The sequence below is a fragment of the Yoonia sp. genome, assembly GCF_046292185.1.
Classification (GTDB): domain Bacteria; phylum Pseudomonadota; class Alphaproteobacteria; order Rhodobacterales; family Rhodobacteraceae; genus Yoonia.
On record NZ_JBKBQY010000003.1, the window covers coordinates 21,094 to 33,497 of the forward strand.

The following is a 12,404-nucleotide window of genomic DNA, read 5'->3' on the forward strand; positions in this document are numbered from 1 at the left end:
ACAAATATAAAAAAAATGCTACCAATAACGCAAAAATCACAGACTTTGTCTACAAATAGGAATCACTATGACTGACCGTCACATACCAAATCATGATCTCATGTCAGGGTTCCGTTACCAGCGTATTCAGACGGAGGGTGCCGAAATAAATGTGGCAATCGGCGGTAAAGGTCCACCGCTTTTGCTATTGCACGGCAATCCTTTGACCCATGTCAGCTGGCACAAGATCGCGCCAGAGCTTGCAAAGGAATGGACCATCATCGCCCCCGACCTGCGCGGTTACGGTGACAGCGCAAAACCTGATGGCGGCAACGACCATGGTGCCTACAGTTTCCGGGCGATGGGCGAGGATAATTTCTCCCTGATGACACAACTTGGATTCGAAAAATTCTCACTTGCCGGGCATGATCGCGGCGCGCGCGTCGGTTTTCGTATGGCGCTTGACCAGCCAGGCCGGATCGTGCGTTTCGCTGCACTTGATATCGTACCGACACATCATGTCCTGACCAATGTCACGATGGGATGGGGACTGGAAAGCTATCACTGGTTCTTCATGGCGCAAAAGGCACCATTTCCGGAAACGCTGCTTTGTGCAGATCTCGATTATTACATCCAGTATAAACTGAACAAGAAAGGCGTCGGCCTGTCCATCTTCGCGCCAGAGGCGATGGCGGAATATGTCCGCTGCACAACGCCCGAGCAGATTCACGCGATTTGCGAAGATTACCGCGCGACAGTGTCCATAGATCTTGCGATGGATACCGCCGACTATGGCAACCGCAGGATCACCTGCCCCGTGCTTGTGATCTGGGGATCAAACAGTCATTGCGGACGGCACTTCACGCCGGTGGAGGCTTGGGCTGACTGGGCTGATGACCTGCGCGGCTTTTCTGTGCCGACGGGCCATTATCCAGCCGAGCAACGTCCCGACCTCATCAGTGCCGCCTTTGAAGAATTTTTCGCAGGTCGGGAACCGAAAGCACCGTCAGAATGAAACTTATCGCAGCGACAGACGCGCGGGACGTAGTGCATGGAAAGGGTGAAAGCGCCTTCCTGGACGTGCGTGAAGCCGGTGAATTCGGAGAGGGTCATCCTCTTTTCGCTGTTCCACTGCCCTATAGCAGGCTTGAGCTTCGTATCGGCAGTCTGGTGCCGCGAAATGAGACGCCAATCATTTTGCTGGATGGCGGCGACGGTGTCGCGCAACGCGCCGCTGTGCGGCTTATGGGACTGGGATATGTCAATATTTCGGTGATTATCGGTGGTGTCGCGGCTTGGGCATCGGCAGGTTTCACGCTCTATAAAGGTGTCAACGTCCCGTCCAAGGTGCTGGGTGAACTTGCCGAGCAGATCTGGCACCCGAAGATGTTGCAGGCGGAAGAGCTTTCCAATTGGCAGACAAGGAACCACCGCTTTGCATTTTTTGATACGCGGCCCGGTGACGAATACGCAAAAATGCGTGTGCCGGGTGCGCGCTGCGTTCCAAATGGTGAACTGGCCCATCGGCTCGGCACCCTGAACGACGATGAGCCTATCGTCGTGACTTGCGCCGGACGGACCCGGGGCATCACCGGCGCAATCGGTCTGCACCTGTCCGGGCATGAGGGACCGATCTTCGCACTTGAGAACGGGACACAGGGGTGGGCGCTTGCAGGCAAATCGCTTGAACGCGGTAACGCCGTCGATCCCTTGCCGGTCGTTGACGAAGCCGCAACATCCCTGAGCAAGCAACGCGCATCACGTCTGCTGGATCTCTACGAAATTGATCGTATCGACGGAAAGAACGCCACAGAATTGCTGGCGGACAAAGCGCGGACCACCTATCTTTTTGATCTGCGAAGTGCGGACGAATGCCAAAAAGATCCAGTGCCCGCCGCACAGAATGTGGTGGGTGGACAGCTTGTCCAAGCGACCGATCATTGGGTAGGGGTGCGCCGGTCACGGATTATTCTTGCCTGCGATGGCGGGCTGCGTTCCGCGCTGGCAGCATTCTGGCTCAAGCAGCTAGGTTATGAAACCGCCGTGGTGATGATCGATGCTGCACTGCGGGCGATCCCCGTACGGATGCCAAGGCCGGTGCCGGAAAGAACGGGCGTTGTCGATGCGCGTACGGCGCTTCGGGCGATAAAGGCAGGGGCGCTGCTGATCGATTTGCGCGGGTCCATGACCTATAGGCGAGAACATGTTGAAGCTGCAATCTGGTCGATCCGTCCCCGGCTCGCCATCCTGGGCCCCCTGAACGACCGTAGCGTCATCATCATTGCCGATGACAGGGATATCGCAAACATCGCAGCTGTGGAGCTTGCCACCCTCGGCGCACGTCGCGTTGATTGGATCGAAGGCGGACACAAGGCGCTTGTTGAAGCCGGTGCGAGAAAAAAGCAATTTCATCCACGGCCGCCTGACAAGGATGCAATCGACCATTTGTTCTTTGTTCATGACCGGCATGACGGCAACCTTGACGCCTGCCGTCGTTATCTTGCATGGGAAACCGGTCTTGTTTCACAGCTCGACACTGCGGAAAGGGCCGCATTCACGCTGATCAGGCCAGAATGCTGATGCTCGCACCTGTGGCAGGTCTGGCTGCACCGAAGGCCGGCCACACCGTACGGTGAGTACCGATTGGCGTAGGCGAGGAACTTGTCCGCCATTTCAAACCTGACACGCGCGATCTTAGGGCCGGGGTCGCGACCTGATTCCCATGTTGAAATCAATCGCCGACATGATCCCCTTGCCGAATTCTTCCGGCATTGCCGTCGCTCTGAACCGGCTTCTGTCATCTCGGCCTGCTTTACGAAGCTGGCGACGGTCTCACCGCCAATCGCGCGCTTGCAATTCTGGTTCGAGAAAGCCGCGGTGGCCATCCCCGCCGCCGCGAAGGCGTTAGCTCAGCAGGCGGCCGATGATCTGCCTGCTCCACTGGTGCTTTTCGCCGACGCCACCGAAATCAGCCGGGCCATCGACGGCGCGTCATTGCCAACCTTCAGAGTGGAAGCGGAGAGTTTCTGGCATAACGACAGCTTATCCATAAGGCTCGGATAACATTGCTTGTCGCCAGAGTGCCACACGGGCAGATTGGTCTTTGTACAACGCGGCAGTCCACCAGAGAAATTAACTGCCGCTACGTCACGTGCGGCAAACCTTCTCGGTATCAACGCCCGTAGAGCCCACGCGAACTGTCACAGACGGAAACAATTGAGAGGTGAGATCATGTCTGCAATACTTATCGATAAGAAAGACCAGGACAAGCCGTTCCTTGAAGATCCAAGCAAGTCACATACGCTTCCGGCACGGTATTTTTACGACCAAGACGTTTTTGAACAGGAGAAGGCAGCAATTTTCTACAAAAGTTGGGTCTATGTCTGTCACAAGAGTCGGGTGCGGAAGCCAGGAGACTACGTAACTGAATTGGTTCATGATCAAAATGTGATCATCATCAGGGGGCGGGATGAGCGCGTTCGGGCTTTTCACAATGTATGTCAACATCGCGGGCACGAGTTGCTGAAAGGTTGCGGCAAAGCGCAGATGATTGTCTGCCCTTACCACGCATGGACCTATGACCTTGATGGCACCCTGCGCGCCGCGCGCGAAACAGGGTCAATCGAGGACTTTGACAAGAGCGAGTTTTCGTTGAAGGAAGTCGCGCTGGAAGAATTCTGCGGCATGCTCTTTGTCAACCTGGACGGCAAAGCCGTATCGCTGCGTGAGCAGGTTCCTGAACTGGAGAAGGAGATCCGCGGCTACGTACCGAATGCGGATGATCTCGTGTATGCCGCCAGTCAGGAATACGAGCCACAAGCGAACTGGAAGATTCTGGTCGAGAACTTTCAGGAGTGCTATCACTGCGCCGTGGCACACAAAGACTTTTCCGTGCTGGTCGATTTTGGCGACGAAGCCTACAACCCTTATTCCAACGGAATTTTCACCAGCCATTGTTCCACCCGGACCACCCGCGACAGTGAGGCCTACAAGGTGAGCGGGAATGACATTGACGGCTACGGTGGCTGGTTCCTGTGGCCCAATCTGACGATCTGGGTATATCCGGGCGAGGAGCAACTCTCTGTAATGCGCGTCGACCCGCTCACGCCCACGACGTCCTACGAGCGCCACGACTGGTTCACCAAGGACGGCACCGTCAGCGAAGAACTGGAAGGAACCATCAGGTTCCAGCGCGACACCCTCCAGTTTGCGGAAGATATCCCCATCTGCGAGAACGTTCAGAAGGGGCTGAAGTCCATTGGATACAACCAAGGGCGTTTCGTCGTAGGGGGTGATCGTGTCCAGGTGACCGAGGCACCGGTCCATCATTTCCAGAAACTGGTGGTCGATGCTCTGGGACTTAAAATCGGAACCTGATAACTGGTCCGATAGTGACCAACACCGGCTGCAGCGCCGGTGTTGGTCACGAACCATTCACCCTGCGTCAGTCATGAGAGCGCTGATCACACGACATCGCGCTCTATAGCAGTAAGGAATGAATTGCGATGATCGGGGCAGCCGTGATTTTCACCTCGGGACGACATTGCCAGGAGAGCCGCACATTCGTTTGCGAGACCAATAGATACGGTTTGGCAGCAATAGCGCCTAGAGAGCGCTGCGAATGAACGAGTTGTCCCCACGCCATTTGATTACGGCGCACTCTGTCGCGCTCCTCGTCCCTGTTATGTGGGGTTTGTATTGGATACCGGCCCGCTATGTTGAAGCATCGACTGGCGCCGGCGTCTGGGGAACCGTGTATGTCGTGATGGTCGCCTGCGTGGTTCTGGCGCCCGCCGCTTGGCGCTACCGGGCGTCCCTTTATTCATCCAACCGTTACGCGCTCATATCCAACGGACTCGGCGGGGCGTCCTTTGCCCTATATGCGGCGGGTCTGCTGTATGGGAATGTCATGGTGGTGGTGGTCCTGTACTACCTGACTCCGGTATGGAGCGTTCTGATCGCGCGTCTATGGTTCAAGCAGGCGACGTCGCTGACACGCTATGCGGTGGTGTCATTAGGGATGTTAGGGGTATTCCTGGTTCTCAAGGGCGACAACACTGGGATTCCGTTGCCGAGTCAGATTGGAGATTGGCTCGGCTTGGGGGGTGGTATTCTGTGGTCGATCGCGAGCACGGGCATCTACAACTACTCGCGTCTCGACTCCTACAGCAGCAATTTCATCTTCAGCGGCGGCGCACTTTTGACCGCAGTGCTGTTGGCCTGCCTTCTGCCGGGCCCGAGCCTAGAGACCGGGAACGCAATCGACTTTTCCACCGGTATTCCAGCCATCATCATTATCGGGGTCGGGTGGTGGGCCGTCGCTCTCACCGGGTTCCTGTGGGCAGCGCGTTATCTGGACCCGACACGGCTCGGGGTATTTATGATGATAGAGGTAGTCGCTGGCGCAGTTTCGGCAGCATTGTTTGCGGGCGAACCCTATGGGGTTCTGATGTTGCTGGGCACCGTGCTCGTCATTGTTGCGGGCCTGATGCTGGCTGCTTCGCCTTCAACCCCGCGCCCCGCGGATAATTGCGAATATTCATAGATCATTGCCCCACATCGTCGATAGACTTGCCAGCTTTGCGCGATGTCACTTTCACTTGAGATGCCTTCGGTCTGGCGTTCCAGTCGTGGATCTAGCGACATTTGCGGCGTCGCTCCATGCTCCGAGCTTTTTGGCCTCGCAGCAACGCATCACTGGCAAGTGTGGCTGGCTGTTTCCCGGTTTTTGAGCGCGTTCTACGACCAAGGGACAAGGCCGGTCGCGACGTTTCTTTTGGCGCAACAGCACGACCTGAACCCAGATCAACAATGCTTCATGAAAACGAAGATGCATAACCAGAGCTTATACATGAGGACAATAAATGATAGTTTGACCCCCTCCCCACGGTTTGTACATTAATAATTTTAATCGCCAGAGCAAGAAGCGAATAATTTCAAAAAAACAAAACGGGGAAAGAAAATGATAAACACAGATAATTGGATCGCCGCGACCAGGATCGCACTCTCAGTTTCGCTGAGCTGCGTTGCATTTGCAGCAAGCGCCGACGACCTGCCGGAAAGCTCAGACCGCATCAAGCTTTCCATAAACGAATGGACCGGCCAGCACATTACCACAAAAGTAGCCGGAAACATCCTTCAAAGAATGGGTTACAATGTCGAATATGTCACTGCTGGCTACGTGCCTCAGTTTACGGCCCTCAGCGATGGCTCGCTTGATGTTGCGCTTGAAATCTGGCTCAGCAACATCGGCGAGACCTGGCCAAAGGCGCGTGAAACCGGCAATGTCGTTGAAATCGGGTCACTCGGGCTAGAGGCGAAAGAGGGTTGGGTCTACCCTGCGCATATGACTGAGTTTTGTCCGGGCCTACCTGACTGGCGGGGATTACTCGAAGCAGAGTGCATTCAAGCCTTGGCCTCGGCGGACACGCTGCCGGATGGGCGCATCCTTGACTACCCTTCAGATTGGGGCCAGCACAGCATCCGCATCATCAACGGGCTAGAACTGGATTTCCGACCTATCTCAGCCGGAAGCGAAGGAGCGTTGGTGTCAGAACTGAAGGCCGCGACACTGAAGAAAAGCCCTGCGGTGGCGATGTTCTGGTCCCCGCATTGGCTGTTCAACGAAATTGAGCTGAACTGGGTCGAGCTGCCTGCGTTCGGGGCCGTTTGCATTCAGTAAGGACCCCCCTTTCATGCTGCGCGCGCAATCTGTCCTGACCACTTTGGCGGCGGTGGCCCTGCTGGTCCTTGTCGGCCTGCCGGTGCTGTTCATCTTGCTGCAAGCCGTTTTTCCGCAATTCGCGCGCGGGTCATTTTCCAATGCTTTCGCCAGCCTTACGATTCTGACCGACAACGACCGCCTGCTGACGCAGGCACGCAACACGCTTGCGCTGGCGTTCTCGGTCATGCTGGGCTGTCTGATCTTTGGCCTGCCTATCGGGGTGCTGCGCGGCTTGTTCAGAATTCCCGGCGCACGTATCTGGGATGTCTTGTTTCTAATCCCATTTCTGATCCCGCCGTTCATTGCCGCGATTGCGTGGATGATGACCTTGCAGCCGCGTGGCTATCTGTTCCAGCTCATGGGGTTCGATCTGGGCAGTTTCCTGTTCAGCTTTACCGGCGTCGCCTTTGTGATGACGCTCAACCTGTTTCCGCTGGTCTATTTCGCCGTGTCACGTGCGTTGGAAATGGTGGGGGGCCGCTTTGCCTCTGCCGCGCGGGTGCATGGGGCGCGACCGTTGCAGGCGTTTTTCCTGATCACCCTGCCCTTGTCGATCCCCGCGATTGCCGCCAGCCTGCTGATCGTTTTCGCCATGTCGATCGAGGAATTCGGCACCCCCGCCGCCCTTGCATCGCGCACAGGGTTCGAGGTGTTGGTGACGGGCATCTACACACGCCTGTCAGACTGGCCGATTGATCTGTCCGGTGCGGCACTTGGGTCGGTGATCCTGATGGCAATGGTGCTGGCAGCCTACACTTTGCAAAACTGGATCGCCACGCGCCGGTCCTATATCAGCCAAACCGGAAAACCGTCGGATCTCGACAAGGCCGATCTGGGGCGGTGGCGCTGGCCCGTGCTGGGCCTGTTCACGCTGGTCGCCCTGATCGGCGTCGTGATTCCGCTCGCGGCCATCGGTGTGACATCCATAATGGGCACGATATCGGGCGGCCTGCGCTGGTCAAACTTCGACACCCGCCATTACGAACCGATCTTTCGCGCGGGCAGCAACGCAGGTCAGGCCCTGCTGACCAGCGGTTGGCTGGCGGTCGTAACCGCATTTGCCACGGCCGTCATTGGCGGGCTGGTTGCCTATATCGTCGTGCGCGGGACCGGTCGGGGGCGTGTGGTGATGGACGGGCTTTCGGTGCTGCCCAATGCCATTCCGGCCATCGTGCTGGCGGTAGGGATCATTCTGGTGTGGAATTCGCCTTATCTGCCGGTAACGCTTTATGGCACTGCGGGGATTTTGCTGATCGCCTATATCGGCATCCTGCTGCCCTACCCGATCCGCTATGCCGTGGCGCGCCTGCGCCAGATATCCGGCTCGCTGGATGATGCCGCGCGCGTGGCCGGTGCAGATCAGATGCAGGCCCTGCGCCATATCATCCTGCCGCTGATGGCGCCGTCACTGATTGCCGCGATGATGTTGGTTTTTGCCATCGCTTCGCGCGAACTGGTCGCTTCGATCATGCTTGCGCCTGCCGGCCTGCGCACCGTCGGCACATTTGTGTTTTCACAATTCGAGCAGGGTTCAGTCCAGACAGGCATGGCGATGAGCGTTATTGCGATCACCATCACCTCTGGCACTCTGCTGGTCGTTAACCTGTGGTTGGCGCGGCAGGGCAGCAGCGCATTTTCTGGGTAACCGGACATTCATTGCTAGTGGGAAGAATGCCTCCTTTCGGCCGAGACGGACGGCCAGACGGGCACCGTCCTGGGGGCGGATTCCGGACTTTCGCCGCGTGTGCGGGCCAGACATGCCGTTCAGGTGGGAGCCGACATTCAAGTGACGTCAGACCCGTGCATCGCTTTGCCATGCCGGAAAGTCACGCAGAACCCCTTGCCGCGCGCTTTCGCGCGCAACTTGTGCCGCGTCGACTCGGAAATCACTTCCTCTTGCGATAACTGCCGAATGGCCATGTCGGTCGGCGGATGCATCTGCTTCAGCACCGCAGTTTTTCGTTCAGGAGGATATCCTACATCATCGTCTTGTCCCGCCCACCGAAGATTAGAGATAAACAGAGCAGCGGATGGCTACGTAGGAAAAATTTCGTGGGGCCAACCTAGATGACACCACTGAATTATTGAAAAGGTAGAGTCCAGCATCGGACCGCAGAGTTCTGGCAGGGTGCATTGTCAGGCGCACAAACAGATCGCCATCCGTGTCACATCGCGTTTATGAGGGTGGCACAACGGATGAAGGACAGAAAGATGGCAGCCTTCGCGACAGTTCGAGTACGGGCTCAGGATAAGTGGGAGGTTTTGCACTCGGTCGCTTTGAAAAGTTGTCGTGCCATTCGAGCAGCTTTGGACAGAAATCTGGGATCGGCACCGAATAGACCTCTTGGGCGAATTGAAGGCTTGCCATCAGGACACAGTCCACAACGCTAATCCGGGAGCCTGATACGAAAGGACCTTCTGCTTCACCAAGCAACCGTTCCATCAACGCCAGCCGGTCATGATATGCATTGGCGGCAAGCGTTGCCGCGTTCATATCCTGACCGCCGTTCCGCGCAAAGAGCGGGCTTGCATTTTTTGCCCAGAGAACGAGCTGCGTATTCACCTCGTCTGCAACCTCCATCAGCTCGCGTGTTTTCGCTCGGATTTCCGGCGTTGCTCCGATCATGTCCGGGGTCGGGAACCGGTCTTCCAAGTAGCCGAGAATTGCGGTCGAGGTCCGGATCAACTGGCCCGTCCCGATGTCGAGTATCGGCAGGGTGCCTATCGGGCTGAGCTCTTTCACCACAGGGTCCGGCCAGACCTTCATGACATCGAAATTGATCATTTCGATGCCGGCGATCCCCTTTTCCTCAAGATAGACGGCGATACGGCGCGGGTAGAGGGCCCAGGCCACTTGATACAGCTTCATCTCGTGTTCCTTGTTTGGATTGGTACCGAGTTACACAGCAGCCGGCACGGTTCAATTGTCGGGATCCAGTCTCGTCTTCTGGGTGTCATTAGACCTGAGCGACTTTCGCCTACAGATAAATTGTAGAAATTTTTATAAGCGCTATACGCAAATAGATGAACTCAGATCCTGACTGGACCTTGTATCGGACCTTTGCCGCCGTGCTGGAAAACGGCTCGCTTTCCGCAGCGGGTCGTCTGCTTGGAATGACCCAACCCAGCGTGTCCCGGCATATCGATCAGCTGGAAGCGGCCCTCGGGACAAAGCTGTTTCTGCGCACGCATCGCGGCATGTCCCCGACCGAAACGGCGGAACGCTTACGACCCCATGTCGAGACCCTCGCGGCAGGTTCTGCGGCCATCAGGCGGGTTGTTTCGCAGACCAGCGAAGTCGCGGGTACGGTTCGGCTCAGCGCCACCGAGATCGTCGGGACCGAGTATCTGCCCCCGATCTTGGCATCCATCCGCCGCGCGCATCCGGCAATCGAAATCGATCTGAGCCTGTCACATTCCGTCGAGGATTTGCTGCAAAGACAAGCGGACATTGCGATCCGCATGGCGGAACCAAAGCAGCTGTCACTGGTGACCCGGCGTCTGCGGGATGTCGAGGTCGGTCTTTACGCGCACAGCGACTACCTTGCCCGGAAAGGAACTCCGGAAACTATGGCAGATCTGCTGGAACGCGATCTCATCGGTTTCGATACTCAGACTGCAACGGCGCTTGCCCTCGCGCAACGATATCCGGCTCTGAACCGCGCGGCCTTTGCGCTTCGCACGGACAGCAATATTGCCCAATATGCTGCCATTAAGGAAGGCTACGGCATCGGCCCCTGTCACGTGCCGCTTGCAAGGCGCACACCCTGCCTGATCCGTGTGATGCCAGAAATCTCGGCGACTTCCGGCATGTGGCTCGTGATGCATGAGGATCTGCGTGCCACAGCTGTGTGCCGCACGGTATTCGACGCGCTCGGACGCGGCCTCCGGGACATTTGAAATAAAAAGCGTTTGTGAATGGCGCTTGATCTGCACAGCAGACACCCGCCGGAGGTCAGAATTTGTCCGCTTTGCCGCCATACGCTCATCGAACATGCTGCGAAATGGACGGACAGCAGGAATGCGAAAGTTGCGCTGCTGCATCCATCGGACCAACGGATGTCTCGTGAGGGCCGTCCAATTCACTATGGCGCATGGTGGCTTCAACTTCGGCCACAGGGACGCTACCGCCAAGAAAGCCGGACAAGGGGCAAACCTATCTTAAGAGCTGCGCCAATAGATCCGCCACATGCCGCAGGCCTGCGTCTTTGGTCCTGCGGCGGTGCCAGCCAAGCTGCAGCGAGAAGCCCGCTGCGGCGATCGGGACAGGCAGACTGATCAGGTCCTGCCGGTCGGCGACGATGCGCGACGGCAGCATCGCGATCATGTCTGACCCGTGCAAAAGGGGCGGCACCAAGCCAAAACTCGGCAGAACCAGCCCGATCCGCCGGGTGCGGCCAATCCGGGCGAGATCGGTGTCCAGCGGACTGCGCGCCTCGCCCTTTCCCGACACCAGAATATGCGGAAACGCAAGCCAGCGGTCGAGATCGAACCCCTCGACTGCCGGATGGCCGGCGCGTAGAGCAAGGACATAATGCTCGGTCAGCAAATCCTGTTGGTGTATATCGTCATCCGCGCCGGAAAAGACCGAGATCGCAATGTCGGTAGTTCCGGCGATCAGCGCGGATGCCGCGGCCTCGGCACCGTGCCAGGGCTGGATGATAAGGTCGATCCCCGGCGCAGAGCTTTGCAGGGCGCGTTGCAGCGGGCCGGTTATCAGTATCGCCGGATAATCGGCCATTGAGATGCGCAGCGTCTGACGCAGGTCTGAGAGAGATGGTTCCTCGGGATCGACAAGGTCGCCTATCCCCGCCAGCAGCGATTTCAGCGGCGCGCGCAGGGCTTCCGCCTTAGGCGTCAGCCGCATCGTTCCGCGTCCCCGTTCCAGAAGCTCATCCCGGAACAGGTGACGGCAACGCTGCAAGGCGGCGGATGCTGCGGGTTGCGACAGGTTCAGCCGGTCAGCGGCGCGGCTGACATGCGCTTCGTCCAGAAGCGCGTCGAGAATCACCAAAAGGTTAAGATCAAGGCCACGTAAATTCATGAGATGGATAATAGATCAGATCATTAATCGATTGGAGTGATTTGTTTAGTTCCCCCATCCTGCCTCGTATCGCAACGCAGGAGATGACCATGACCCGCACCTTGATATTGATCTTCCATCCCAACCTCAGCCAATCCCGGGCCAATGCCGCTCTGGCAAAAGCCGCCAACACGCTTCCCGGTGTCGAGGTGATCGACATGCAGGCGACCTATCCGGACGGGATCGACATGGCCCGCGACGGCGCGGCAGAGGCGGCACGGCTGCTGGCCGCCGACCGGATCGTGCTGCAGTTCCCGGTGCAATGGTACTCCGCGCCGCCGCTGCTGAAGGCATGGCAGAACGCCGTACTGACGCGGATGTTCTACATGCATTTCGAGGATGAGGGGCGTCGGCTCGCCGGTACGCCGCTGATGATCACGGCCACGGCTGGCAATGTCCCCGAAGCCTACCGCCCCGAAGGCAGCAACGGCTTTTCGATGGATGATCTGTTCATACCGCTGCGGGCGATGGCGCACCGCTGCGGGCTCATATGGGCCGAGCCATTCGTGCTGTATGGTGCCATGAAACTCTCGGATGCTCAGTTTGAGTCGGCTGGCGCTGACTATTCCGCAACCTTGACCCGCTGGATCGCAGCGTACGACCGTCGGGCGGCCTGAG

11 protein-coding genes are annotated in these 12,404 nt (G+C 57.7%); 8 read left to right on the forward strand and 3 right to left on the reverse strand.

The window, feature by feature from the left end; translation table 11 throughout:
* Window positions 1-67: 67 nt before the first annotated feature.
* Together ACK4TM_RS01220 and ACK4TM_RS01225 are read left to right on the forward strand one after the other, a co-directional pair.
* Window positions 68-994 carry an alpha/beta fold hydrolase gene (locus ACK4TM_RS01220; protein ID WP_409695479.1) on the forward strand — a complete coding sequence of 309 codons (927 nt, stop codon included), beginning with the start codon at window positions 68-70 and terminating at the stop codon, window positions 992-994.
* Complete coding sequence (locus ACK4TM_RS01225; protein ID WP_409695482.1) at window positions 991-2,559, forward strand: rhodanese-like domain-containing protein; 1,569 nt, start codon at window positions 991-993, stop codon at window positions 2,557-2,559. The genes ACK4TM_RS01220 and ACK4TM_RS01225 overlap by 4 nt, the downstream gene beginning before the upstream one ends.
* 114 nt (window positions 2,560-2,673) lie before the next feature.
* On the opposite strand, the gene ACK4TM_RS01230 is transcribed toward ACK4TM_RS01225, so the two are convergent.
* Window positions 2,674-2,751, reverse strand: coding sequence for a hypothetical protein (locus tag ACK4TM_RS01230; protein ID WP_409695616.1), 78 nt, complete (start codon window positions 2,749-2,751; stop codon window positions 2,674-2,676).
* Between the two features lie 459 nt (window positions 2,752-3,210).
* On the opposite strand from ACK4TM_RS01230, the gene ACK4TM_RS01235 reads away from it, so the two are divergent.
* From ACK4TM_RS01235 to ACK4TM_RS01250, 4 genes are all read left to right on the forward strand, one after another.
* The gene (locus tag ACK4TM_RS01235; RefSeq protein ID WP_409695485.1) at window positions 3,211-4,356 is read left to right on the forward strand and encodes an aromatic ring-hydroxylating oxygenase subunit alpha; all 1,146 of its coding nucleotides are present in this window, start codon (window positions 3,211-3,213) and stop codon (window positions 4,354-4,356) included.
* A 244-nt stretch (window positions 4,357-4,600) separates the two neighbouring features.
* Window positions 4,601-5,524 (forward strand): DMT family transporter, encoded by a 924-nt coding sequence (locus tag ACK4TM_RS01240; protein WP_409695488.1) that lies wholly within the window; start codon window positions 4,601-4,603, stop codon window positions 5,522-5,524.
* Window positions 5,525-5,941: 417 nt separating this feature from the next.
* A complete protein-coding gene (locus tag ACK4TM_RS01245; protein WP_409695491.1) occupies window positions 5,942-6,661 on the forward strand; it encodes a glycine betaine ABC transporter substrate-binding protein in 720 nt (239 codons plus the stop codon).
* Window positions 6,662-6,674: 13 nt separating this feature from the next.
* A complete protein-coding gene (locus tag ACK4TM_RS01250; RefSeq protein WP_409695494.1) occupies window positions 6,675-8,348 on the forward strand; it encodes an ABC transporter permease in 1,674 nt (557 codons plus the stop codon).
* A 531-nt stretch (window positions 8,349-8,879) separates the two neighbouring features.
* On the opposite strand, the gene ACK4TM_RS01255 is transcribed toward ACK4TM_RS01250, so the two are convergent.
* A complete protein-coding gene (locus tag ACK4TM_RS01255) occupies window positions 8,880-9,572 on the reverse strand; it encodes a glutathione S-transferase family protein (protein WP_409695496.1) in 693 nt (230 codons plus the stop codon).
* A gap of 155 nt (window positions 9,573-9,727) precedes the next feature.
* Here ACK4TM_RS01255 and ACK4TM_RS01260 point away from each other — a divergent pair, with 155 nt between their 5' ends.
* Window positions 9,728-10,603: a LysR family transcriptional regulator gene (locus ACK4TM_RS01260; RefSeq protein ID WP_409695499.1), complete on the forward strand. Its 876-nt coding sequence runs from the start codon at window positions 9,728-9,730 to the stop codon at window positions 10,601-10,603.
* 256 nt (window positions 10,604-10,859) lie between these two features.
* Here ACK4TM_RS01260 and ACK4TM_RS01265 read toward each other — a convergent pair whose 3' ends face one another.
* Window positions 10,860-11,747 (reverse strand): LysR family transcriptional regulator, encoded by an 888-nt coding sequence (locus tag ACK4TM_RS01265; protein ID WP_409695502.1) that lies wholly within the window; start codon window positions 11,745-11,747, stop codon window positions 10,860-10,862.
* Between the two features lie 89 nt (window positions 11,748-11,836).
* Between ACK4TM_RS01265 and ACK4TM_RS01270 the strand changes: the two genes are divergently transcribed.
* Complete coding sequence (locus ACK4TM_RS01270; RefSeq protein ID WP_409695505.1) at window positions 11,837-12,403, forward strand: NAD(P)H-dependent oxidoreductase; 567 nt, start codon at window positions 11,837-11,839, stop codon at window positions 12,401-12,403.
* The last annotated feature ends 1 nt before the right edge of the window (window position 12,404 follow it).